A 23,792-nucleotide genomic window follows, 5' to 3' on the forward strand; every position below is an offset into this window, starting at 1 on the left:
TTCGCTGCAAAGAGGGCACTCTCGTAAACGTGCAAACTTTCGAAACTTTGCTCAATGCGGTCATATTTATTAGCTTTCTTTGGATTTGCGTGTTTTCTTGGCGGCTATCGCAGGGAGCAAGCTGGTGATGCGTTGGTACAACTCGAATAGGAAGGCCACGCGTTCGGCGTCGGAGGCGTAGGACTTTTTGCCGCCGCTGGGTTGGTAGGCGGCGTCTACGGCGGTGTCTAGTTTTTGGTGGGCCTTGAGCAGGGCCGTGGGCATGGTCAGCGGGTCGTACAGGTCGGCCAGTGATGCGTCTGCAAATTGAGTGCGGGCGTCGAGCACGCACTGCGCGGCTTGCTCGATAGCATTGCGGTGTTTGTCGCTGAGTGCTTCGCCAGCGAAGCCGGGCCAGGGGTAGTTGTTGTAAACGTTGCTAGCTGAGTATTGATAGTCACTCTTCATTCGACCGCAAACCGAACGAAGCCAACTCATATGCATTGCAGACTGAAGAACACCCATTTCTAAAAGTCCAGCGCTAGGGACTATGAGCGAACTACCGTTGGCAATTACATCGGGTGACATGAACCCTATTGGTAAGTATTTGCGATTCTCAGACGAAACTTTCGGCAGAAATAAGTAGCTTGAATTAGGCTGTCGGATCTCTCCAAACAGTGATGGTGTTTCAGCTAGTTTCTTTGTTGCTACGCGATTGCTTTGAGTTCTAAATTTTTTAACAGAGTTAATTCGTTCAAGAATCGGTGGTGTCGATTTAATGAGGCTTGGGTTTGCATCCTTAAGCCACAAACACCAACGTAGCTCAGCGTTTAGAAACTCTTGGCCGCCCATGAATGGTCGGATGAGTTTAAGGACTTCAGGGTGCGTGCCCGCTAGTTCGTCTTTTTCCTTGCTATCGAGTAACAAGTGACCATCGTCATTCGCCATGCTCCCATATTGCATTTCTGGCACATTGCAAATTGGCGTGCTTCTTTTGCTTAGTGCAACGTTAGTTGCATCCACCAAATACGGATTGATGTTTTTAGCAGGCACAGCCAACGGCTCGCCTTTGATGTCCGCGTATTCAAATATGGTTTTATCTTTGCGATCTTCTAAGCCAAAGCCCACGATCACGCAATGCACAGCTGCATTGCCTCTGGCTTCGTTTGACCACGAGAACGTGCGGTGTGCAAACTGAATGTGCACGCCTTGCGCCACCATCCAAGCCCACAGCACGCCCACCTGTTCACCTTGGGTGATGCTGTTGGTAGACACAAAGGCCACGCGAGGCGCTGCTTCGTTTTCGACGCTGCGCAAGTAGCAGGCAGCTTTGACATACCAAGCGGCAACGAAATCTAAAACGCCAAAGCCTTTGATGCAATTCATCACGGGTTCAAAGTCGGCTTTTTGTTGCGGCGTTTGTTCTTTCTTTCCGATGAACGGCGGATTGCCCAACACATAGCTGCACCGCTGCGCGGGCAGTACATCGTTCCAGTCCACGCGCAGGGCGTTGCCGTGTTGGATGTGCGGCGTGCTTTTGAGTGGGATGCGTGCAAAGTACAAACCAAACTCCACGCTCACGCGTAGGTTCATTTGGTGGTCCACCAGCCACAGGGCCACTTGGGCAATTTGCGCGGGAAACTCTTCAATCTCAATGCCGTAAAACTGGTCCACGTTCACGCCAATGAGGTTGTTCACGTCCACGCTCAGCTGGCCTTTGTGTGCGCTCAGCTCGTTGTCTGCACGCAGCACTTGCAGCTCTAGCTCGCGCAGTTCTCGGTAGCTGATGACCAAAAAGTTGCCACAGCCACACGCGGGGTCAAAGAAGGTGAGTTGTTTGAGCTTGGTATGAAACTCCACCAGTTTGTGGCGGTTGCCTTTGATGCGCTCAAACTCGGCGTGCAGCTCGTCCAAAAACAAGGGCTTGATGAGCTTGAGGATGTTGGCCTCTGACGTGTAGTGCGCGCCCAAGTTGCGGCGGGCCTTTTCGTCCATGATGCTTTGAAACAAGCTGCCAAAGATGGCGGGGCTGATGGCCGACCAATCGAGCGCACACGCATCCAGCAGCGCTTCGCGCATGGCGGTGCTGAAGTCGGCCATTGGCAATGTTTCTTCAAACAGTTTGCCGTTGATGTACGCAAACTTAGCTAGCTGTTCGTCAATGTGTTTGTTGCGGCTGGCTTCGTGCGTGTTGAGCACTTGAAAGAGTTGGCCTAAGCGTGGCCCAAGGTCAGAGCCATCGGGCGCGGTGCGCTCTTCTACAAAGTCACGAAACGATTGCGCGGGCTGGAAGATGCCGGTGTCGTCCGCAAACAAACAAAACAGCAAGCGCACCAGCAGCACCTCTAGCGCGTGGCCTTCGTAGCCGCTGGCCTTGAGGGCGTCGTGCAAGCGGCCCATGCGTTCAGCCGCTTTGATGTTGACGGGGTCTTCTGCCCGAATGTCTTGCACCTTGTAGCCCGCCAGTAGGCCAAACAGCTTGACGTGTTTGTGCAGGTGCTGAAGTTCAAACTCCACGGTTTCGCCCGTGGCCAAGATGCGCACGCGAAAGCGGGCAAAGTCGCACACCACCACCAGCTGCGGCAGGTCGCGCTCTGGCAGGTTGTGCAGGTAGCCCACGGCTTGGTCTACCGCGTCGTCTAAGTTTTTGCCGCGTGACTTGTGCTCGACCAGCAGCACGCCCGGCCAAAACAAATCGACAAAGCCTTGCGAGCCACCCAGCTTTTTAACGTTCAGCTCAAAGGTGGCAACGCGTTTGTCGGTGATGCCGAATATTTCAAAGAAGGCAATCCAGAAGGGTTTGGCTTCACTGTCTTCGTTACTTGCGTCGGCCCAGGTTTTGCTGAAAAGCAATGCCCTAGATTTAATTTCGTTCCAATTAAGACCCATTTAGTGCTCATTAAGTGAGCTTGGATGTTAACTGAAAGTATTCTATTTTTTGACTGTGGTAGCTCTGGAGGAGTAACTAAATGGCCTATGTGGGGCAATGGCGGCCAAACTGCCTGACCTTGCCTGCTTTTGTCATGGACTGCAGTGAAATCGTCTGGCTTGAATCCGCCATTGAAGTTGTTAGATAACCGATCGCAAAATCTGTGCAGTTTCGATGACCAGTGGAAGTAACTTCTCGACAATCAAAGCTTCATCCCATAAAGAAGATTGCAAGGTCAAGCTCAATGCCGCTTTGCATTCGCCATGTCGATCCCGTAGTGGTACAGCTACACCTACGAGTCCTTGGTCCAAGTTGCCAGCCGAAATGCAATAGTTATTCTTGCGTGCGTTCAGCACCATCTTTTCAAACTTTTTCGGTGTGAGCACGGCGTTGCTGTTGAAGTTAGAAAACTCATGCGCTGCAATCCATGCTTTCAAAGCGTCATCACTTAGCGTTGACAACATGGCTGGACCTGGCCCCACCACATGTGCAGGCACCCGCGCTCCTGCATAAAAACCAATCGACACCACACGCGGACTGTTGCTGCGTGCCACGTAGACCAACTCGTGTCCATCGAGCACAGACACATTGACCGTCTCACCCGAAGACATGGCCAAGCGTTGAATGAAGGGTTGCACCAATCGTGGCAAACGCGCGCCATCCAAATAGCCTTGACCCAATCGAAGTACGCGCGGCGTGAGCCAATAAAACTTGCCATCGGTGTCGCCATAGCCGAAGTGACATAGATTGAGCAAATAGCGTCGCGCTGCCGTGCGCGGAATGCCTGTGCGTTCTGCCACCTGTGACACCGTCATGCGTCCGTACTCATCGTTGAACGCTTCGATCACTGCCAACGCACGACCCACGCCCGTAATCAAGTCGCCAGAGTCGATGGGGAATTCTTTGTTTGAGGGTTTAGAGACCAACGCAGACGCATTAGGAGAAACCATAGTTTTAACCGCCTTTCGGACGTAATTGTCCGTTATTCGGTTGGAGAAGGTCAAGCCACGCTTGAGACATAGGGCAGGTGCAAATACAGTCCACTCCCATGGCAAACAGCAACATTCAACCAGCTATTACATCGATCACCGGCAAGACTCGCGTCTTCATGGTGGCGGGCGATCCTGTTGGTCAAGTCCAAGCACCTGCGATTTTCAATCGTGTGTTTCAAAAATTCGATGTCGACGCGGTGTTGGTCCCTGTACAAATTGCACCAGATCGCTTTGTCGATTTCGCCACAACGGTCCTCGAGGCCGGAAACATTGATGGTTTGTGGCTAACCATTCCACACAAACCCAAGCTCATGCCCTTACTTGACAAATTAGATCGCGCCAGTCAAATGGCAGGCTCGGTCAATGCCGTCCGTCGCCATGCAGATGGCACGCTCGAAGGCGGCATGTTTGATGGCAATGGTTTGGTCCGTGCTCTGCGCCACTTTGGCATAGAGCCAAAAGGACTGCGGGTGTTGCTGCTGGGAACCGGTGGAGCTGGTGCAGCAATTGCAACCGCCTTACTCGAAGCAGAGGTCGCAGAACTCGCCTTGCATGATTTAGGAGATCGAGCCCATCGACTTGCCCAACGCTTGAACCACCAGTCCGTCACGTTGCACGGCGCTGACCCTGCGGGTTTTGACTTGGTGATCAACGCTACGCCCCTTGGATTGAGTACAGACGATCCTCTGCCCGTCGATGTGTCGCGTATAGATGCTGACGCCAAAGTTTTTGACATCTTGATGAAGCACACCCCCACGCCGTTGTTGCGTGCCTGCGCTAAACGAAACATTCAAGCCCACTCAGGATTTGAAATGTTGGTGCAACAAGTACCCGACTATCTGCGATTTTTTGGAATGCATGAAATCGCAGACCAAATCAAAGATGAGTTGTCGGACATCCGCGATCACTTACTGATTGCATAGAAATTTCTTTCATTCTTTTTAACCACCCTCGGAGACTTCTTATGAATCCATTACGTCGCGTTCTTTCGCTGTCACTCTTGACCGCTGCTCTTGCTTCCACAGGCTTGGCTTACGCTGCTGACTTTGAAACGCGTACCGTCAAGTTCCCATCGGCTAGTAATAAAGGTCACCCTCAAGTGCAAGGCGTGGAAAAGTTTGCCGAGCTGATGGCTAAGAAAACCAATGGCAAGTTCAAAGTGCAAGCTTTCCCTGGTGGCGCCTTGGGCCCAGATTTGCAAACTGTGTCAGCCATGCAAGGCGGTACGGTTGAAATGACCGTGATGAATGCTAGCTTGTTGGCTGGTGTGGCTAAAGAAATGGCCATTTTTGATTTCCCTTTCCTGTTTAACAACACCAAAGAAGCTGACGCTGTGTCTGACGGTCCCGTCGGCCAAAAACTATTGGATAAGTTGCAAGAAAAAGGCTTGGTTGGTTTGGCCTATTGGGACTTGGGCTATCGCCAGGTACATACCGGCAAAAAGCCTATCGCTAAAGCAGATGACTTCAAAGGCATGAAGATGCGTGTGATCCCTACGCCCATCTATGTGGACTTCATGAAGTCTTTGGGCGCATCTCCCGTGCCTATGGCTTTCACCGAAACCTACACAGCCTTGGAGCAAGGTGCGATTGACGGTATGACTAACCCCTTGCTCAACATCTTGGACAGCAAGTTTGATGAAGTATCCAAGTACCTCACCATTACCAATCACATGTACACCCCACAAGCTGTGGTGGTGAGCAAGAAGTTTTGGGACAAGCTGACACCTGCTGAACAAAAGTTGATGCGCGAAGCTGCTCAAGAAACTGCCGTGTACCAACGCAAAGTTGCGCGCGATGAAGCCGCTAAAGTATTGGCTGAAATTAAACGCAAAGGCATGACTGTGTTTGAGTTGCCACCTGAAGAAATCGCCAAACTGCGCGAACGCTCGAAGCCCGTGATTGACAAGTACACCAACGAATTGGGTCCTATCGTGGGTGAGATGTACGCAGCGGTGGACAAAGCGCGTAAAACGAAATAAGCGTTCACACGCGCAATAAAAAAGGAGCCGATAGGCTCCTTTTTTTATTCCACAGAGTGATTAAGCCAACGGGTCCATGGTTTGCGGACACCTCACACTCTGGCGCTCCCACGCAGGTGCATCACTCACATTCACAAGCGTGTCTTTGGCTTCCAGCTTCGCCGCACTGAGGCAACCACCCCACACACACCCATCGTCTAAGCACACCACATCAGGGCGGTCTGCCATGTGCACGGTAGACCAGTGGCCAAAGGCCATGCGCACATTGGCGCTCAGTCGGCCCGGTACATCAAACCACGGCATCAAGTGGGCGGGCGCTTTGTCTGCGCTTTCTTTCACGCTGAAATCCATCGCGCCCTGTGCATCACAAAAGCGCAAGCGGGTGAGGGCGTTGACGATCACGCGCAAGCGGTCTGCACCCGCTAGGTCATCACGCCACACATTGGGCATGCCGCCATACATCTGCGGCATGAAGTGCACCCAGTCGTCGCTGCGCAGCACGGCTTCTACTTCGCCAGCCAGCGCCATGGTTTGCTTGGCAGTCCATTGCGGCAGCACGCCTGCGTGCACCATCAGCACTTGGCCCACTTGAATGGCCATCTGTTGGTGGCGCAGCCAGTGCAGCAGCTCGGCGCTGTCGGGTGCGGTGAGGATGTCTTGGGTGGTGTCTTGCTTGTTGGGCTTGCGCACGCCCTGCGACACGGCCAGCAAATGCAAATCGTGGTTGCCCAGCAGGCATTGCGCGCTGCTGCCCAACGCCATCAAGCGGCGCAGCACGCCCGCGTTGTCGGGGCCGCGGTTGACCAAGTCGCCCAGCAAATAAAGCGTGTCGCGGCTGGGGGAGAACGCGATGTGCGTCAACAAACGTTCTAAGGCTTCGTCGCAGCCTTGTACGTCGCCAATCAAGTAAAGTGCCATGTGTTGATTGTCTCTATTATTTTTGACTGTTTGATTTCGCAATGGACGTTCTGCTAATCGTTTTCCTCACCTTGCTCAATGGCTTGTTTGCCATGTCTGAGATGGCGCTGTCGTCTAGCCGCAAAGCGCGCCTGGCCGCATTGGCCGAGACGGGCGATGGTGGCGCGTATGCCGCGTTGGTGTTGATGGAGCAGCCCACACAGTTTTTGTCGACCGTGCAAATTGGCATCACGTCCATCGGCGTGCTCAACGGCATCGTGGGTGAGGCCGCGTTCAGCGATGATTTTTCGTATTGGTTGTTGGCCCAAGGCGTGCCCGACAACTTGGCCTCGGGCCTGGCCACTGCGTTTGTGGTGACCATCATCACCTTCAGCACCATCTTGTTTGGCGAGCTGGTGCCTAAGCGCATTGGCCAGTTGTTTCCAGAATCAGTGGCCCGCGTGGCCGCGCCCGCCATGTTGGCCTTGGCCACCTTGGCTAAGCCCTTTGTGTATTTGCTCTCGGCCAGCACCAGCGGCATGTTGAAGTTGTTGCGTGTGGATGTGCATGGCGCACGTACCGTGACAGAAGAAGAAATTTCAGCCAGCTTGGTTGAAGGTGTGGATGCAGGCTTGATCGAACAGCACGAACACCAAATGGTGCAAAACGTGTTCAACCTTGACGAGCGTCCGCTCACCTCCATCATGGTGCACCGCTCGGACATCGAGTGGCTCGATGCCAAGCTGCCCGTGCCTCAAGCCTTGGCGCAAGTGGGTGCGAGTGGCGCGCACTCGTGGTACCCCGTGTGCCGTGGCGACCTTGACAACGTGGTGGGCGCAGTGAGCGTGTCTCAGCTCTTGCGTTTGCCACCCGGCACTGACATGACGGTGGAAGCCTTGGCCAAGCCTGTGGCCTTTGTGCCAGAAACCTTGAGTGGCATGGACTTGCTCGAACAATTCCGCAAACCCGCCGAACGCGCCACTGCACATGGCCGCATGGTGTTGGTGGTGGACGAGTACGGCGTGGTACATGGTTTGCTCACACCGCGTGATTTGCTCGAAGCCATCACGGGTGAACTGTTGCAAGCCACGCCCACAGATGAAGCTTGGGTCACGCAACGTGAAGATGGCTCGTGGTTGGTGGACGGCATGATGCCCGTGACCGAATTTAAGGCTCGCTTGAGCATCAAAGAGTTGCCAGACGAAGACCGCGGCATTTACAACACGGTGGCTGGCTTGGTGATGGCCATCTCGGGCGAGCTACCCGCCGAGGCCGATGTGGTGAGCTATGGTGAATGGCGCTTTGAAGTGGTCGACCTCGATGGCCGCCGTATCGACAAACTACTGGTCAGTCGCACCAACTAGGCAAGCCGCTTAAACGCGGCTGCTGTTGCGTCGGTTAAACGGCACCTGATACATCCACACAGGTCGGCCGTCGTTGCAAGTCAGAATAGCGCTGGGCACCAGCTCAAGTGCTTCAAACTCTAAGCTCACCAGCCACGCGCCACGGCGCAATTCGGTTTCCGCTTTTTCTACGGCGCGGGGCATGCTCTCGGGGCGTTGGAACATGTAGACCATGTCAAAGCTACGCCAGTCCACCAGCCAAATATCGCCTTGGCGAATGCGCGCAAACGAGCAACGCATGGCGCTCATCACGCGCAAGGGCCAGCTCATCTCCACGCCATGCAGCTCGGCACGCGGAAACGCATCGCGCAAAGCCAGCAGGCCGTCGCCCAAGCCACTGCCCGCATCCAAAATGCGCGCGCCTGCAGGCAGGGTGATGTGCTGCTGCATTTCACGCAGCGCTTTTTTAGGTGTGGGAAACAGCGGCGCATCGCGCCATGCTTTGCGGGGGTAAACCAAAACGATGAGCCCGAGCAAGAACAACCAGCCAATGGGCGGCACGTTCAACGTGGCTGAAGACGCCGCCATGGACAGCGGAAAGCCCAACACAATCAATGCTTTGCGCATGGTTGTGTGCACTAAGGCGCTCAAGAAACCACCCCAACACGTCGCGGCAATGAAGGCGATGGTTTCGCTCAAGCCGACCATTTGCAGGCCTTTGAAGAGCAACCAAGACGAACCCCAAGCGAGCAGGGCGGGAACGGGCCAAGTCATGAATTTCATGAGTGGGAATCATAGAGCTAACGCGACAGCTTCTGGCGTGAATTTGACTGAGAATCAAAGCTTATGGAATCCGTTGAAGCGCACACATGAACCAGTCCACCACACACACGCTCAGCACCGTCGATGAGATGCGCGATACCTTGCGCCGCATCAGCCACCTCAAGGGGCGACAGCCCGATGCACAGTCGCTGCAAGAGGTGCGTGATTTGGTGTCGGCGTTTGATCGACGCGATTTGTTGATCGAGCATTTGCATGCGCTCAACGACACCTACCGTGGTTTGTTTGAGCGGCACTTAGTGGCCTTGGCGCATGAGATGCGTTTGCCCATGGCCGAGGTGTTTGAGGTGGCCACTTTCTATCACCACTTCGAGGTGTTGCCCAACGACGCCAAGCCTGCCGCCCTGACCGTGCGCGTGTGCGATGGCTTGAGCTGCGAGATGGGCGGCGCCAAACAACTGCTGGCCAAGTTGCCCAGCATCTTGGGCGCTGACATGCGCGTGATCAGCGCGCCTTGTGTGGGCCGCTGCGAACAAGCGCCTGTAGCTGTGGTGCACCAAAACGCTGTGCCGCACGCCACGCCAGATCGCGTGTTGGCCGCTGTCAGTGCAGGCGATACACACCAAGCCTTGCCCGACTATGTGGACTTGGATGCCTATGTGGCTGATGGTGGTTATGCCTTGGTGGCGGCTTTGGCCAAAGGTGAAACCCAATCAGATGATGTGCTGCAAGCCATGGAGGCCTCGGGCCTGCGCGGCTTGGGTGGTGCTGGTTTTCCGGCAGGGCGCAAGTGGCGCATTGTGCGTGAGCAAACTGCACCGCGTGTGATGGCCGTCAACATTGACGAAGGCGAGCCCGGCACATTCAAAGACCGCACGTATTTAGAGCGTGACCCGCATCGCTTTTTAGAAGGCATGTTGGTCGCAGCGCAAGTGGTGGGCATTGAAGCCATCTACATCTACCTGCGTGACGAGTACCACGGCTGCCGCGACCTGCTGCAGCACGAGCTCGGAGCTTTGCAAGCCAACCCGCCGTGCGCGTTGCCGCACATCGAACTGCGCCGAGGCGCGGGTGCGTACGTGTGCGGCGAAGAGTCCGCCATGATTGAAAGCATCGAAGGTAAACGCGGCGAGCCCCGCATGCGCCCGCCCTACATTGCGCAAGTGGGTTTGTTTGGCAAGCCCACGCTTGAACACAATTTTGAAACACTCTACTGGGTGCGCGACATCGTGCAAAAAGGCCCCCAGTGGTTCACCAGCTTTGGTGCGAATGGCCGCGTGGGCTTGCGCAGCTTCAGCGTGAGTGGCCGCGTTAAGCAGCCGGGCGTCAAGCTCGCACCCGCAGGCATCACGGTGCAGGCTTTGATTGACGAGTATTGCGGTGGCATGTTGGACGGGCACACGCTGTATGCCTATTTGCCTGGCGGTGCATCGGGCGGCATCTTGCCTGCACGACTCAACAACGTGCCACTCGACTTCGACACGCTGCAAGAGCACGGCTGCTTCATCGGCTCTGCCGCCGTGGTGGTGCTGAGCCAGCACGACACCGCACGGGATGCGGCGTTGAACGCCATGCAATTCTTTGCACACGAGAGCTGCGGCCAATGCACCCCGTGCCGCGTGGGCACAGCCAAGGCGGTGCAGCTCATGCAAGCGCCTAAGTGGGACAACGCCACGCTGGAAGACTTAAACCAAGTGATGGTCGATGCATCCATTTGTGGCCTCGGCCAAGCAGCACCCAACCCTGTGCGTTGTGTGCAAACCTATTTCGCTCACGAGGTGGCTTGAGATGAATGCACCCTTGAAACACCTGCCCACGGTTGAGTTCAAACTCAACAACCAATCCGTTCAAGCGTATGAGGGCGAGAGCATTCTCAAAGCCGCGCAACGCAACGGCGTAGACATTCCTCACCTCTGCTACACCGACGGCTTGCGTGCTGATGGCAACTGCCGTGCGTGTGTGGTGGAAATCAAAGGCGAACGCACCTTGGCCCCTAGCTGCTGTCGCACGGCGACGGCTGGCTTAGAGGTGTTGGTGAGTGACCGCGCGGTGAAGAGCCAGAAGATGATTCTTGAAATGCTGCTGTCGGATATGCCTGATGTTGGGTACAAGTGGAACGACGCTTCTTCTCTCGCTGCTGCGACGGGAGATACGCCGGGCGCCTCATGCGGCGAGCCAAAATCGTTGCCCGGCGCATCCCCCATCGCAGCGGGTGTGGGTGAGCACGGCGAACTCAGCGACTGGGCTGCGCGTATGGGCGTGACTGTGCGCCCTGAGTTGCGCGCACTGCGCCGCGAGCAACCCACCAGTGATGTGTCGCACCCCGCGATGGCTGTGAACTTAGACGCTTGTATTCAGTGCAACCGCTGTGTGCGTGCGTGCCGTGAGGAACAAGTGAACGACGTGATTGGCTATGCCAACCGTGGTGCGCATTCGCAAATCGTGTTTGATTTGAACGACCCCATGGGCTTGAGCAGTTGCGTGGCGTGTGGCGAGTGCGTGCAGGCGTGCCCCACGGGCGCGTTGATGCCTAAGACGCAAGTTGGCTCACAAGTTGTCGATAAGACAGTGGACTCAGTCTGTCCGTTCTGCGGTGTGGGCTGCTTGCTGACCTACAACGTGAAGGACAACAAAATTGTCAGCGTGGATGGGCGCGATGGCCCCGCCAACCACAGCCGCTTGTGTGTGAAGGGCCGCTTCGGGTTTGACTACATTCACAACCCACAACGCTTGACCGTGCCGCTGATTCGCAAAGCGGGTGTGCCCAAAGACCCAGAGGCTTTGAACGCGCTCAACATCAACGCCGCTGATTGGTCGCAAGTGTTCCGCGAAGCCACGTGGGAAGAAGCGCTTGACCTGGCAGCGTCTAAGCTCAAACACCTGCGTGACACGCACGGCAAAAAAGCACTGGCGGGTTTTGGCTCGGCCAAGGGCAGCAACGAAGAAGCGTATTTGTTCCAAAAGCTGGTGCGCACCGGTTTTGGCTCGAACAACGTGGACCACTGCACACGCTTGTGCCACGCGTCTAGCGTGGTGGGTTTGCTCGAAGGTGTGGGCTCGGGCTCGGTGACCAACCAAGTGAATGATGTCGAGCACTCTGACTTTATTTTTGTCATTGGCTCCAACCCCACATCCAACCACCCCGTGGCGGCCACGTGGATGAAGAACGCCGCCAAACGCGGCGCCAAGATTGTGGTGGCTGACCCGCGTGGCACAGACCTTGGCAAACACGCGTGGCGTGCGCTGCACTTCAAGGCCGACACCGATGTGGCCATGCTCAACGCGATGCTGCACGTCATCATCGAAGAGGGCTTGGTGGACGAAGCGTTCATTCACAACCGCGCCAACAACTACGACGCACTCAAAGCCAACGTGAAGGACTTCAGCCCCGAGGCGATGGCCCCTATTTGCGGCATCGACGCCCACACGCTGCGCGAAGTGGCGCGTGCGTATGCCACTGCCAACAGCGCGATGATTTTGTGGGGCATGGGCGTGAGCCAGCACGTGCACGGCACAGACAACGTGCGTTGCTTGATTGCGCTGTCGTCCATCACCGGGCAAGTGGGTAAGCCGGGTTCTGGCTTGCACCCACTGCGCGGCCAAAACAACGTGCAGGGCGCGAGCGATGCGGGCCTCATCCCCATGATGTACCCCAACTACCAACGCGTTATCAATGCGGATGCACATGCGTGGTTTGAAAAGTTTTGGAACACGCCGCTCGACGACAAGCCCGGCTACACCGTGGTGGAAATCATGGGCAAGATCTTGGCCGACGAGACCGATCCACACAAGATTCGTGGCATGTACATCATGGGCGAGAACCCAGCGATGAGTGACCCGAACCTCAACCACGCGCGTCACGCTTTGGCCACGCTAGAGCACTTGGTGGTGCAAGACATCTTCATGACCGAAACTGCGTGGCTCGCCGATGTGGTGTTGCCCGCCACTGCGTGGCCTGAAAAAACAGGCACGGTCAGCAACACTGATCGCATGGTGCAACTCGGCAAGCAAGCCATCGACCCACCGGGCGATGCGCGTGCTGATTTGTGGATCATTCAGCAAATAGCAAAACGCATCGGTTTGAATTGGCACTACGCAGGCGAGCACCACGGCGTGGCCGAGGTGTACGACGAAATGCGCCAAGCCATGCATGCCGCCATTGGTGGCATCACATGGGAACGCTTGCAGCGAGAAAGCAGCGTGACCTACCCCTGCCACTCCGAGGATGACCCAGGCGAGCCCACCGTGTTCAAAGAACACTTCGCCACCGACGATGGCCGTGTGCACTTGGTGCCCGCAGGTTTGATACACGCCAACGAACAGCCTGATGCGCAATACCCGTTTGTGCTGATTACCGGTCGTCAGTTGGAGCATTGGCATACAGGGAGCATGACGCGCCGCGCCACCGTGCTAGACGCCATCGAGCCCATGCCCACCGCCTCGATGTGTGGCGCAGATTTGCAAGCTTTGGGTGTGCAAGCGGGCGATGTCATCACCGTGGCCTCGCGCCGTGGCCATGTGAGCCTGCGTGTGCGTTTGGACGAGGGCACGCCAGAAGGCGCGGTGTTCATCCCATTCGCCTACCAAGAGGCGGCTGCCAACTTGCTGACCAACCCTGCGCTTGACCCCTTTGGCAAGATTCCAGAGCTGAAATACTGCGCTGTGTCGGTGACAGCCGGCGGTCAGCTGGCGCACCCCGCTGGTTTTAAAATCTAACTCTTATATTTGGAGACACGTTCATGCACGCTTTTCGCCGTTCTTTGATTGCCCTGAGTTTGGGCTTGGCTTGCGCATCTGGTTTTGCGCAAAACGACGCGACTGTGAAGGTCGGTTTGCTCAGCACTTTGTCAGGCCCCGGCGCGGGTTTGGGCGTGGACATCCGTGATGGCTTTCAGCTCGCGGTCAAACTCTCGGGTGGCAAGTTCAGCGGTAAGGCCGTGGACGTCATCGTGGCCGACGACCAAGCCAGCCCCGATGTGGGCCGCCAAACCGCAGACCGTTTGGTCAAGCGCGACAAGGTCGACTTCATGACCGGCATCGTGTTCTCCAACGTCATGCTGGCTGTGGGCGCGCCTACCTTCCAATCGAAAACTTTCTACATCAGCGCCAACGCTGGCCCTTCGCAATACGCGGGCGAGCAGTGCAACCCTTACTTCTTCAGCGCGTCCTACCAAAACGACAACATGCACGAAGCCGTGGGCAAAGTGGTGACCGACAAAGGCTTTAAGAAAGTGGCTTTGATCGCGCCTAACTATCCAGCAGGCAAAGATGCGATTGCTGGCTTCAAGCGTTTCTTCAAAGGCGAAGTGGCATCAGAGACCTACACCACTTTGAACCAACTCGACTACGGCACAGAGCTGTCTAAGCTGCGTGCGACCAAGCCAGACGCTGTTTACATCTTCTTGCCCGGCGGCATGGGCATCAACTTCATCAAGCAGTTTGTGGGTGCGGGCTTGTCCAAAGACATCACCTTGTTTGGCCCCGGCTTCTCAGGCGATGAAGACGTGATCAAAGCGGTGGGTGACCCCATGCTCGGCATGTTCAACACCTCGCAATGGGGCCACGACATGGACAACGCAGCCAACAAAAAGTTTGTGGCCGAGTTCGAGAAGGCCTATGGCCGCTTGCCCACGCTCTACGCAGCCCAAGGCTACGACGCTGCACGTTTGATCGAAGCCGCCGTGCGTGACAGCAAAGGCAACTTGGAAGACAAAGCAGCCGTTCGCAAAGCTTTGGAAGCCGCCAAGTTTGATTCGGTGCGTGGTGCGTTCAAGTTCAACAGCAACCACTTCCCCATTCAAGACTACTACTTGCGCGTCATCACCAAAGATGCCAAAGGCCGCGTGACCAACCGCACATTGAGCCCTGTGTTTAAAAACCATGCGGACGCTTACGTAGCCAGCTGCAAGATGCCTAGCCTGTAAGCATGGATGGGATTTTGCTGTTTGAGCAATCGCTCAACGGCTTGCAGTTTGGGTTGATGTTGTTCTTGCTGGCCGCGGGCTTGACGCTCGTGTTTGGCATCATGGACATGATCAACCTCGCGCATGGCTCGCTCTACATGGTGGGCGCTTACCTGATTGCCACGGTGGCTGCGGCCACCGATTCTTTTTGGCTGGGGCTGGGCGCGGGTGTGGCGGGTGCTGCGCTGTTTGGCGTGTTGCTAGAAGTGTCTATCTTGCGCCGCCTGTATGAGCGTGACCACCTCTCGCAAGTGCTGGGCACCTTTGCCATTCTCTTGATGTGCAACGAAACCGTGCGCTTGATTTGGGGCGCACAGCCCATCACCCTAAACCCGCCTGCTGCATTGAGTGGCCCTGTGGAATTGGTGAGTGGTTTTTTCTATCCCGTCTATCGTTTGTTCATCATTGGTGTGGGCTTGGCTGTGGCTTTGTTTTTGTATGTGCTCATCACGCGCACACGCGTGGGCATGCAAGTGCGTGCGGGTGCGGCCAACCGCGAAATGGCTTTGGCCATGGGTAGCAACGTGACGCGTTTGTTCACAGCGGTGTTTGGTGTGGGCGCTGCACTGTGCGCTATTGCGGGTGGCATGCTCGGGCCACTGCTGGCGGTGCAAGTGGGCATGGGCGAGAGCATTTTGATTTTGGCGTTTGTGGTCATCGTCATCGGTGGCATTGGCTCAATACGCGGTGCGTTTTTGGGTGCGATGTTGGTGGGTGTGGTCGACACAGCAGGGCGCACTTTGGTGCCGATGGTGTTTGATTCGCTGCTCAGTGCAGAGGCAGCATCCAGTGCTGGGCCCGCTGTGGCGTCGATCTTGATTTACATGCTCATGGCCACTGTGTTGTTCTTTAAACCGCGCGGGTTGTTTCCAACGCACGGTTAAGTAACACACGACTTAGCAACACACCGCACAACAATATTCGCATGGCCCATTCACCTCGCTCCACATCTTTAGACCACTCTTTGCAGTGGCGCTGGAGCGTGCCTGCGTTGTTGCTGTTGGTGGCGTTGCCATTCATCGCCAACGCGGTGGGTGAGGGGTTTTACATTGCCTTGGCCAGCCGCATTTTGATTTTTGCTTTGGCTGCCACCAGCCTCAATTTCATTTTGGGTTTTGGCGGCATGGTCAGCTTTGGTCATGCGGCGTTTGTGGGCGTGGGCGCTTACAGCGTGGCCATCCTCACGCAAATGGGCATCACGGATGCGTGGGTTTTGTGGCCTGCGGCGATGGTGGTGAGTGCTTTGTTTGCTTTGCTGATTGGCGCAATCAGCCTGCGCACACAGGGCGTGTACTTCATCATGATCACGCTGGCATTTGCCCAGATGATTTACTACCTCACCATTTCCATCAAAGCCTATGGCGGTGACGATGGTTTGTCATTGGCTACTCGTTCGCAAATTCCGTTGGTGGACATCCATGACGAGACCTCGTTTTATTACGTGGTGCTGGCTGTGTGCGTGGCGGCCATCTACGCCGTGGCCCGTGTGTTGAACGCACGCTTTGGCCATGTGCTGCAAGCCATTCGCGAGAACGAAGTGCGCATGCAAGCGCTGGGCTACGCGGTGTACCGCTACAAGCTGGCTGCATTTGTGATGGCGGGTGCGTTGGCTGGTTTGGCCGGTGCGCAGCTGGCCAACCAAGGCGGCTTTGTCAGCCCCGCGCTCATGCAGTGGAGCCAGTCGGGCCTGTTGATGATGATGGTCATCTTGGGCGGTGTGGGCCACTTGTATGGCGGCGTGTGGGGCGCGGTGGTGTTCTTGCTGCTGGAAGAAACACTGAGCCACTTCACCATCCATTGGCAACTCGGCCTCGGTGCATTGCTGTTGGCTGTGGTGCTGTTGGCACCCAATGGTTTGACCAGCGTGTTGCAACGCCTGCAGCGAAAGAGTCAGTCATGAGCGCGTCCTTGCTGCACGTGGACAACTTGGTTAAACGCTTTGGCGGTTTGGCGGCCACCGACCACGCCACCTTGCAAGTGAAGCACGGTGAAATTCATGCGCTCATTGGCCCCAACGGCGCGGGCAAGACCACACTCATTCACCAAATCTCGGGTGCGTTAGCGCCTGATGAAGGCCGCATTGTGTTTGATGGGGCAGACCTCACACACACGGCGATGCACCAGCGTGCAAGGCTTGGTTTGGTGCGTTCGTATCAAATCACCAGCGTGTTTACACGCCTCACGGTGCAAGACAACTTGGCGTTGGCTATCCAAGCGGGCAATTCGCAAGCTGTGGAAACTAGCTTTAAGTTTTGGCGCTCCGCACGCAGCGAACACGCGCGTTATGCACGCGCCGCCGAGGTGGCCGAGCGTGTGGGCTTACAAGCACAGCTCATGCAGCCCGCAGGTGTGTTGTCGCACGGCGAACAACGCCAGCTTGAAGTGGGTTTGGCTTTGGCCACTTCGCCAAAGTTGATGCTGCTCGACGAACCTATGGCCGGCATGGGCCCTGATGAATCTGAACGCATGGTGCAACTGCTGCAAAGCTTGCGCGGTGACACCACGCTGCTGCTGGTTGAGCACGACATGGATGCGGTGTTTCGTTTGGCCGACACCATCTCGGTGTTGGTGTCGGGCCAAGTCATCGCGTGTGGCACGGCAGAGCACATCAAAAACGATGCGGCTGTGAAGCGCGCTTACCTAGGCGACGAATAAACCATGAGCGCCTTGTTAGAAGTTCACGACTTGCACAGCGGCTATGGCAGCAGCCAAGTGTTGTTTGGCGTCAGCTTGTCCATCGAAGCAGGCGGTGTGTCTACTTTGCTCGGCCGCAACGGCATGGGCAAAACCACTACCGTGCGTTCCATCTTGGGTCTCACACCTGCGTTGTCGGGCACGGTGCGTTTTTGTGGCGAGCGTGTCGAGGGCTATAGCCCCGACCGTATTGCACGCATGGGCCTGGCCGTTGTGCCCGAAGGTCGGCAAATTTTCCCAACACTCTCTGTGCAAGAAAACCTGTTGGCCTTTGCCGCCAACCGCAACAGCAGCGCTAACCCATGGACGCTAGAGCGTGTGTACGCCTTGTTCCCGCGCTTGGCCGAACGCCATCGTCACATGGGTAACCAGCTCTCGGGTGGCGAACAACAAATGCTGGCCATTGGCCGTGCCTTGATGACCAACCCGCATTTGCTGGTGCTAGACGAAGCCACCGAAGGCTTGGCCCCTTTGGTGCGTGAAGACATCTGGCGCTGCCTGCACACCTTGCGCGGTGAGGGCCAAAGCATTTTGGTGATCGACAAGTATGTGCAAAAGCTTATTCAATTGGCCGACCAGCACACCATCATCGAACGCGGGCAGGTGGTGTGGCAGGGGGCGTCTGCAGAGCTAGAGGCTGACCACAGTTTGTGGCATCGCTACATTGGTGTGTAGTACGTCACAGAGTCGAAAAAAAGCCCGCATCAAGCGGGCTTTTTGTTTGGCATACGCCCCATGAGCGTTGCGTTTATTTTTGCGTGTGATAGCTCGTCACACGTTCCACTTCGTTCTTAGAACCCAAGACCACGCTCACACGCTGGTGCAGTTGTGTGGGCTGAATGTCCAAGATGCGTTGGCGTCCGTCAGTGGCAGCGCCACCGGCTTGTTCGATCAACCAGCTCATGGGGTTGGCTTCGTACATGAGGCGCAGCTTGCCGGCTTTGCCTGGCTCGCGCTTGTCCCAGGGGTACATGAATACACCACCGCGTGTGAGGATGCGGTGCACGTCGGCCACCATAGAAGCGATCCAACGCATGTTGAAGTTTTTGCCGCGTGGGCCTTCTTCGCCTTGCAAGCACTCGTCGATGTAGCGCTTGACGGGCTCGTCCCAGTGGCGCATGTTGCTCATGTTGATGGCGAACTCTTTGGTGTCGGCAGGCACTTTGACGTTTTCTTGCGTCAACACAAACGAGCCTTGCTCGCGGTCCAAGGTGAACATGCACACGCCATCACCCACGGTCAGCACCAAGGTGGTTTGTGGGCCGTACACGCAGTAGCCAGCGGCTACTTGTTGGGTGCCTGGCTGCAAGAAGTCGTCTTCGCTCACACCTTTGCTGGGGTCAACTTTTTTGAGCACGCTGAAGATGGTGCCGATGCTCACGTTGACTTCAATGTTGCTTGAGCCATCGAGTGGGTCAAACATCAAGAGGTATTCGCCTTGTGGGTAGCGGTTGGGCACGACGTGGATGCTGTCCATTTCTTCGGACGCCATGGCGGCCAAGTGACCACCCCATTCGTTGGCTTCGATCAACACATCGTTGGCGATGATGTCGAGTTTCTTTTGCACTTCGCCTTGCACGTTCTCGCTGCCGGCCGAGCCCATGACATCGCCGAGTTCGCTGCCCAAGGCGCCTTTGTTCACAGCGTGGCTGATGCTCTTGCAAGCACGTGCCACAACTTCGAGCAACAAGCGAAGCTCTGAGGGAATGAGGCCTTTGGCGCGTTGTTGTTCGACCAGATAGCGGGTGAGAGAAATGCTCATGACAAGTCCTTAGTTGGAAAGGGCGCGGGAGACAACCTCACGCACATCGTTGCTTAAATCAGTTTTAGCAGCAACGCGTTTGATGGCTTCGTGCGCAGCGGTGCGGTAGGGTTCGGCCAGTTTGCTCCAACGGTCCAAGGCGCGCGCCAGACGTGCGGCGACTTGGGGATTGATGGCGTCGAGCTCCAACACGCGTTCACTCCAGAACACATAACCTGCCGCATCGCTGCGGTGGAATGCGCCGGGGTTGGCACTGCAGAAACTGAAGATCAGGCTGCGCGCGCGGTTGGGGTTTTTGATGTGGAAGTCGGGGTGCAACATGAGGTTGCGCACCAGCGACAAGATGTTGCCACCACGGTCGGTGCTGCCAGCTTGCAGGGCAAACCACTTGTCCATCACCAAGGCTTCGTTGTGGAACAGGTTGTAGAAGCGTTGCAAGGCATCGCTTGCCAGCTCATGACCTGCGCTGACCAAAGCGCTCAACGCATTGAAACGATCGGTCATGTTGTGTGCGTCTTTGAAGCACTGGTAGGTGCGGCCTGGCCACACCACGTCGCCAGTGGCGCGTGCATCCAAACACAACATGGTGAGCGCCATGCCGCTCAAAGCGCGACGGCCACTTGACACGGGGTCGGGGCTGAAAGCACCGTTCTCACTGTGCGCTTCAAAAGCCCAAGCCCAGTCGTCGTGCAACTCGCGGGCGAGTTGTGCGCGCATGGATTCACGCACGGCGTGGATGCGTTGAGGGTCGACCACATCGAGCTGTTCGGCGATGTAGGTTTCTGAAGGCAAGGTGAGCACCAAGTCTTTGAAGGCTGCGTCCAACGCTGGGTTGCGCAGCACAGTGCGAAGGGCTTGCACCAAGGCGGCATCCAACACCTGTGTGGGGGCGTCGCTGGCTGCTACTGCGGTGAGCGCTGCATTCAGGCACAGGCGTTGAGCCGCTTCCCATTGGTTGAATGGGTCGGTGTCGTGTGCCAAGAGCGTGAGCAGTTGCGTGGACGTGAACTCTTTCTGCAGCACCACAGGGGCGCTAAAGCCACGCAGGATAGAAGGCACTGGCTCTTCGCCCGCTTGCAATGACAAGTCTTTGAACTCAAAGCTTTGCTTGCTTTCAGTGAGCACCAAGAGTTGCGTGGGCAACACTTCGCGGCCATCGGCGCCCAATAAACCAAATTGCACCGGAATGACAAACGGCTCTTTGTAGTCTTGGCCGGGGCTGGGTGGGCAGCTTTGGCTCAAGGCGAGTGTGTAGGTGCGTGTGTCGGCGTTGAAGCTGCCAGCGGCTTGCACGCGTGGTGTGCCTGCTTGTGCGTACCAACGCTTGAACTGCGTCAAGTGTGCGGCCAGTGCAGAGCCAGGGTTGGCATCGGCTATTGACTGTGCGAAGTCATCGCATGTGACGGCTTGGCCATCGTGGCGTTCGAAGTAGAGCGACATGCCTTTGGCAAAGCCTTCGCGACCCGAAATATTGGAAGCTGGCGTTGCCGCCAGCGTCTGCATCATGCGCACAACCTCAGAGCCTTTTTCGTAAATCGTGACGGTGTAGAAGTTGTTGATCTCTACATAGCTGTCAGGACGCACCGGGTGGGCCATGGGGCCTGCGTCTTCGGGGAACTGTGCGGTGCGCAACAAGCGCACGTCTTCGATGCGCTTGACAGCTTTGGCCGAGGCGGCAGCAGTTGGGTTGTCTTTCAACGCTTCAGCAGCCAAGTCTTGGCTGAACTCTTGGTCGCGGAAAACCGTGAGGCCTTCTTTGAGTGAAAGCTGGAACCAGTCGCGGCAGGTGACGCGGTTACCCGTCCAGTTGTGAAAATATTCATGACCGACCACGCTCTCGATGTTGGCGTAGTCCATGTCGGTGGCGGTGGCGGAGTTGGCCAACACAAACTTGGTGTTGAAGATGTTGAGACCTTTGTTCTCCATCGCGCCCATGTTGAAGTCGCTGGTGGCGACGATCATGAAGCGCTCGAGGTCGAGGCTCAAGTTAAAGCGCTGCTCGTCCCACTTGATGCTGGCCATGAGTGAGTTCATGGCGTGTTCGGTTTTGTCCAAATCGCCTGAGCGCACAAACACTTGCAGCAAATGCTCTTTGCCTGATGGCGCTTTGACGCGCTGCTCACGGCACACAAACTGACCTGCGACCAAAGCAAACAAGTAGCAGGGCTTTTTGTGTGGGTCGACCCACTTGGCGAAGTGGCGGCCTTCTTCGAGGTTACCTTCTTCCACCAAGTTGCCGTTGCTCAGCAACACAGGGAACGCCTTTTTGTCGGCGCGCAGCGTGACGCTGTAGTTCGACATCACATCGGGACGGTCCAAGAAGTAGGTGATGCGGCGAAAGCCTTCAGCCTCGCATTGCGTGAAGAACGAGTCGTTACTGACATACAAGCCCATGAGCTTGGTGTTCTTCGCAGGGTTGCAGGTGGTGAAGATTTCCAGATCAAAGGCATCGTGGCCTTCGGGCAAGTTCTCCAGCACCAACTGGCTGCCGTCCATCTTGAACGACGTACCTTGGCCGTTGACCAACACGCGGGCGAGGTTGAGCTCGTCGCCATCCAAACGCAGAGGCTGAGCCGCCACATCCGCGTTGCGTCGCACGCGCATTTTGTTGAGCACGCGGGTTTTGGCGGGGTCAAGGTCAAACGTCAAATCGACGGTGTCGATCCAAAACGCGGGCGCAGTGTAGTCAGCGCGCTGAATCAATGGGGCTGTGCCTTCACGGAACATAGTTTTCCTTAGATACCTTGCTTGAGTGACGCTTCGATGAAAGCATCGAGGTCGCCGTCCAAGACTTTTTGTGTGGCCGAGACTTCAACGTTGGTACGCAAGTCTTTGATGCGGCTGTTGTCGAGCACGTAGCTGCGAATTTGGTGACCCCAGCCCACATCGGTCTTGGTGTCTTCGAGCTTTTGCTGTTCTTCTTGGCGCTTACGCATTTCAAAGTCGTACAAGCGCGAGCGCAGGCGTTTCCACGCCACGTCACGGTTGCTGTGTTGGCTTCGGCCGTCTTGACACTGCACCACGATGCCGGTGGGCATGTGGGTCAAACGCACGGCAGAGTCGGTTTTGTTGATGTGCTGACCACCCGCGCCTGAAGCACGGTAGGTGTCGGTGCGCACGTCGGCGGGGTTGATGTCGATTTCGATCGAGTCATCAATCTCGGGGTACACAAAGACGGAGGCGAACGACGTGTGGCGACCACCCGAGCTGTCGAACGGTGACTTGCGCACCAAGCGGTGCACACCAGTTTCGGTGCGCAGCAAACCAAAGGCGTATTCGCCTTCGATCTTGATGGTCGCGCCTTTGATGCCGGCCACGTCGCCTGCAGATTCGTCTTCAACAGTAGTTTTGAAGCCTTTGCGTTCGGCGTACTTGAGGTACTGGCGCAGCAGCATGCTGGCCCAGTCGCAGGCTTCGGTGCCACCGGCACCGGCTTGGATGTCGAGGAAGCAATTGAGCGGGTCGGCTTCGTTGCTGAACATGCGACGGAATTCGAGCTCTTCAATGGTTTTGACCAAGCCTTGGGTGTCTGTCTCGATCGTGATCAAGCCGTCTTCGTCGTTGTCGGCTTTGCTCATTTCGAACAACTCGGCGTTGTCTTCCAGCTCTTGGGTCAGGCGGGTGAGGGTGACGACGACGCCGTCGAGGGCTTTCTTTTCACGACCCAGCTCTTGCGCTTTTTTGGGGTCGTTCCAGATGGTGGGGTCTTCTAGAGATGCATTAACGGTGCGAAGGCGTTCAGCTTTGGCATCGTAGTCAAAGATACCTCCGGAGATCTACCGTGCGCACGCTCAGGTCGGCGAGGGTAGATCCAATGAGGTTGATGCGTTCTGCTTCCATGATGCGGTCTTCTTTAGGTGTCTAAGTAACCGCATATTTTCTCACGTTCAAGGGCGAGTTCAGAAGCTGCGGGTATAGGCGAACAAAAGCCCTGCATTACCCAGTAAATAGGCTTGTGCCGAATCTTTTGGGGTGAAGTAGTAGCCGATGGACGGAATGATGGCAGGCGCGATGCCAGCTTGGTTGAACGGAATTTTGTCCTTGTATTCGCCACGGTAGCCCCAGAGCAAACCTGCTGACACTTTAGAGAACAGTTTTGGGTTGCCCAAAATGCCATCCCATTGCTTGCCCACATAGACATAGGTGGAAGCTTGTCCAAAAGAGTTCGTGAATACGGCCATGCCGCAGAAACGTCCGCCCGCGACATGGCTGTCCATTGCCACCAACTTTACAGGGCGGTGTTCGGCGCTGTAGTGCCAGTGATAGGTGTAGGGGGAGAGGGTTAAATCCCACTTTTTGGCAGGCGCTGCGCCACCTTCCTCTGCAAGGCTGTCAGGGCAAGGCTGCCAGTCATACAGGCCACCATCACCAGCGAAAGCATTGCCAACGCTCAAAGAGCCAGTGAGAACTAAGGCTGCCATGACAGCTTGAAGTTTTTTAAGGGATGTCATTGAAGTTTGTATTCGAAGCTA

18 protein-coding genes are annotated in these 23,792 nt (G+C 56.3%); 10 read left to right on the forward strand and 8 right to left on the reverse strand.

Annotated elements, in window-relative coordinates:
• Positions 1-69: 69 nt before the first annotated feature.
• Positions 70-2,868: a DNA methyltransferase gene (locus B9Z35_RS02480; protein ID WP_108282077.1), complete on the reverse strand. Its 2,799-nt coding sequence runs from the start codon at positions 2,866-2,868 to the stop codon at positions 70-72.
• 180 nt (positions 2,869-3,048) lie between these two features.
• The gene (locus B9Z35_RS02485; protein WP_108282078.1) at positions 3,049-3,858 is read right to left on the reverse strand and encodes an IclR family transcriptional regulator C-terminal domain-containing protein; all 810 of its coding nucleotides are present in this window, start codon (positions 3,856-3,858) and stop codon (positions 3,049-3,051) included.
• Between the two features lie 98 nt (positions 3,859-3,956).
• On the opposite strand from B9Z35_RS02485, the gene B9Z35_RS02490 reads away from it, so the two are divergent.
• Together B9Z35_RS02490 and B9Z35_RS02495 are read left to right on the forward strand one after the other, a co-directional pair.
• The gene (locus B9Z35_RS02490; protein ID WP_233246450.1) at positions 3,957-4,823 is read left to right on the forward strand and encodes a shikimate dehydrogenase; all 867 of its coding nucleotides are present in this window, start codon (positions 3,957-3,959) and stop codon (positions 4,821-4,823) included.
• Between the two features lie 41 nt (positions 4,824-4,864).
• Positions 4,865-5,881, forward strand: coding sequence for a TRAP transporter substrate-binding protein (locus B9Z35_RS02495; RefSeq protein ID WP_108282079.1), 1,017 nt, complete (start codon positions 4,865-4,867; stop codon positions 5,879-5,881).
• A 60-nt stretch (positions 5,882-5,941) separates the two neighbouring features.
• Here B9Z35_RS02495 and B9Z35_RS02500 read toward each other — a convergent pair whose 3' ends face one another.
• Positions 5,942-6,799, reverse strand: a complete 858-nt coding sequence (locus B9Z35_RS02500) for a symmetrical bis(5'-nucleosyl)-tetraphosphatase (protein WP_108282080.1) — start codon at positions 6,797-6,799, stop codon at positions 5,942-5,944.
• Positions 6,800-6,840: 41 nt separating this feature from the next.
• Here B9Z35_RS02500 and B9Z35_RS02505 point away from each other — a divergent pair, with 41 nt between their 5' ends.
• On the forward strand, positions 6,841-8,142 hold the full coding sequence (locus tag B9Z35_RS02505; RefSeq protein WP_108282081.1) for a hemolysin family protein: 1,302 nt from the start codon (positions 6,841-6,843) through the stop codon (positions 8,140-8,142).
• 9 nt (positions 8,143-8,151) lie between these two features.
• Here B9Z35_RS02505 and B9Z35_RS02510 read toward each other — a convergent pair whose 3' ends face one another.
• Positions 8,152-8,904, reverse strand: a complete 753-nt coding sequence (locus B9Z35_RS02510) for a trans-aconitate 2-methyltransferase (protein ID WP_108282082.1) — start codon at positions 8,902-8,904, stop codon at positions 8,152-8,154.
• Between the two features lie 86 nt (positions 8,905-8,990).
• Between B9Z35_RS02510 and B9Z35_RS02515 the strand changes: the two genes are divergently transcribed.
• The 7 genes from B9Z35_RS02515 to B9Z35_RS02545 are packed head-to-tail and all read left to right on the forward strand — an operon-like array spanning position 8,991 to position 18,233.
• Positions 8,991-10,688 carry an NADH-ubiquinone oxidoreductase-F iron-sulfur binding region domain-containing protein gene (locus B9Z35_RS02515; RefSeq protein ID WP_233246451.1) on the forward strand — a complete coding sequence of 566 codons (1,698 nt, stop codon included), beginning with the start codon at positions 8,991-8,993 and terminating at the stop codon, positions 10,686-10,688.
• 1 nt (position 10,689) lies between these two features.
• Positions 10,690-13,617 (forward strand): formate dehydrogenase subunit alpha, encoded by a 2,928-nt coding sequence (gene fdhF, locus B9Z35_RS02520; RefSeq protein ID WP_108282083.1) that lies wholly within the window; start codon positions 10,690-10,692, stop codon positions 13,615-13,617.
• Between the two features lie 23 nt (positions 13,618-13,640).
• Positions 13,641-14,825 (forward strand): ABC transporter substrate-binding protein, encoded by a 1,185-nt coding sequence (locus B9Z35_RS02525; protein ID WP_108282084.1) that lies wholly within the window; start codon positions 13,641-13,643, stop codon positions 14,823-14,825.
• A gap of 2 nt (positions 14,826-14,827) precedes the next feature.
• The gene (locus B9Z35_RS02530; RefSeq protein ID WP_108282085.1) at positions 14,828-15,748 is read left to right on the forward strand and encodes a branched-chain amino acid ABC transporter permease; all 921 of its coding nucleotides are present in this window, start codon (positions 14,828-14,830) and stop codon (positions 15,746-15,748) included.
• Between the two features lie 41 nt (positions 15,749-15,789).
• Positions 15,790-16,764, forward strand: a complete 975-nt coding sequence (locus tag B9Z35_RS02535; RefSeq protein WP_108282086.1) for a branched-chain amino acid ABC transporter permease — start codon at positions 15,790-15,792, stop codon at positions 16,762-16,764.
• Positions 16,761-17,519 (forward strand): ABC transporter ATP-binding protein, encoded by a 759-nt coding sequence (locus B9Z35_RS02540; RefSeq protein WP_108282087.1) that lies wholly within the window; start codon positions 16,761-16,763, stop codon positions 17,517-17,519. Before B9Z35_RS02535 ends, B9Z35_RS02540 begins: the two co-directional genes overlap by 4 nt.
• A 3-nt stretch (positions 17,520-17,522) precedes the next feature.
• Positions 17,523-18,233, forward strand: a complete 711-nt coding sequence (locus tag B9Z35_RS02545) for an ABC transporter ATP-binding protein (RefSeq protein WP_108282088.1) — start codon at positions 17,523-17,525, stop codon at positions 18,231-18,233.
• Positions 18,234-18,306: 73 nt separating this feature from the next.
• On the opposite strand, the gene B9Z35_RS02550 is transcribed toward B9Z35_RS02545, so the two are convergent.
• From B9Z35_RS02550 to B9Z35_RS02565, 4 genes are all read right to left on the reverse strand, one after another.
• Complete coding sequence (locus B9Z35_RS02550; RefSeq protein ID WP_108282089.1) at positions 18,307-19,320, reverse strand: class 1 fructose-bisphosphatase; 1,014 nt, start codon at positions 19,318-19,320, stop codon at positions 18,307-18,309.
• 9 nt (positions 19,321-19,329) lie between these two features.
• On the reverse strand, positions 19,330-22,047 hold the full coding sequence (gene pepN, locus B9Z35_RS02555; protein ID WP_108282090.1) for an aminopeptidase N: 2,718 nt from the start codon (positions 22,045-22,047) through the stop codon (positions 19,330-19,332).
• An 8-nt stretch (positions 22,048-22,055) separates the two neighbouring features.
• Positions 22,056-23,160, reverse strand: a protein-coding gene (gene prfB / locus B9Z35_RS02560) for a peptide chain release factor 2 (RefSeq protein WP_108282091.1) whose coding sequence is annotated in 2 segments (ribosomal slippage) — positions 22,056-23,078 and positions 23,080-23,160 — 1,104 coding nt in all. Because the reading frame shifts where the segments join, the coding sequence is not laid out codon by codon here.
• Positions 23,161-23,219: 59 nt separating this feature from the next.
• A complete protein-coding gene (locus B9Z35_RS02565; protein WP_146178934.1) occupies positions 23,220-23,741 on the reverse strand; it encodes a hypothetical protein in 522 nt (173 codons plus the stop codon).
• Positions 23,742-23,792 lie beyond the last annotated feature (51 nt).

The organism is Limnohabitans sp. Jir61, from assembly GCF_003063545.1.
GTDB lineage: Bacteria > Pseudomonadota > Gammaproteobacteria > Burkholderiales > Burkholderiaceae_C > Limnohabitans.

What these genes read in the sequence shown, in the direction of transcription:
- B9Z35_RS02480 (WP_108282077.1), bottom strand. Translation starts at nt 2,868, where the DNA reads ATGGGTCTTAATTGGAACGAAATTAAATCTAGGGCATTGCTTTTCAGC.
- B9Z35_RS02485 (WP_108282078.1), bottom strand. Translation starts at nt 3,858, where the DNA reads ATGGTTTCTCCTAATGCGTCTGCGTTGGTCTCTAAACCCTCAAACAAA.
- B9Z35_RS02490 (WP_233246450.1), top strand. Translation starts at nt 3,957, where the DNA reads ATGGCAAACAGCAACATTCAACCAGCTATTACATCGATCACCGGCAAG.
- B9Z35_RS02495 (WP_108282079.1), top strand. Translation starts at nt 4,865, where the DNA reads ATGAATCCATTACGTCGCGTTCTTTCGCTGTCACTCTTGACCGCTGCT.
- B9Z35_RS02500 (WP_108282080.1), bottom strand. Translation starts at nt 6,799, where the DNA reads ATGGCACTTTACTTGATTGGCGACGTACAAGGCTGCGACGAAGCCTTA.
- B9Z35_RS02505 (WP_108282081.1), top strand. Translation starts at nt 6,841, where the DNA reads ATGGACGTTCTGCTAATCGTTTTCCTCACCTTGCTCAATGGCTTGTTT.
- B9Z35_RS02510 (WP_108282082.1), bottom strand. Translation starts at nt 8,904, where the DNA reads ATGAAATTCATGACTTGGCCCGTTCCCGCCCTGCTCGCTTGGGGTTCG.
- B9Z35_RS02515 (WP_233246451.1), top strand. Translation starts at nt 8,991, where the DNA reads ATGAACCAGTCCACCACACACACGCTCAGCACCGTCGATGAGATGCGC.
- fdhF (WP_108282083.1), top strand. Translation starts at nt 10,690, where the DNA reads ATGAATGCACCCTTGAAACACCTGCCCACGGTTGAGTTCAAACTCAAC.
- B9Z35_RS02525 (WP_108282084.1), top strand. Translation starts at nt 13,641, where the DNA reads ATGCACGCTTTTCGCCGTTCTTTGATTGCCCTGAGTTTGGGCTTGGCT.
- B9Z35_RS02530 (WP_108282085.1), top strand. Translation starts at nt 14,828, where the DNA reads ATGGATGGGATTTTGCTGTTTGAGCAATCGCTCAACGGCTTGCAGTTT.
- B9Z35_RS02535 (WP_108282086.1), top strand. Translation starts at nt 15,790, where the DNA reads ATGGCCCATTCACCTCGCTCCACATCTTTAGACCACTCTTTGCAGTGG.
- B9Z35_RS02540 (WP_108282087.1), top strand. Translation starts at nt 16,761, where the DNA reads ATGAGCGCGTCCTTGCTGCACGTGGACAACTTGGTTAAACGCTTTGGC.
- B9Z35_RS02545 (WP_108282088.1), top strand. Translation starts at nt 17,523, where the DNA reads ATGAGCGCCTTGTTAGAAGTTCACGACTTGCACAGCGGCTATGGCAGC.
- B9Z35_RS02550 (WP_108282089.1), bottom strand. Translation starts at nt 19,320, where the DNA reads ATGAGCATTTCTCTCACCCGCTATCTGGTCGAACAACAACGCGCCAAA.
- pepN (WP_108282090.1), bottom strand. Translation starts at nt 22,047, where the DNA reads ATGTTCCGTGAAGGCACAGCCCCATTGATTCAGCGCGCTGACTACACT.
- B9Z35_RS02565 (WP_146178934.1), bottom strand. Translation starts at nt 23,741, where the DNA reads ATGGCAGCCTTAGTTCTCACTGGCTCTTTGAGCGTTGGCAATGCTTTC.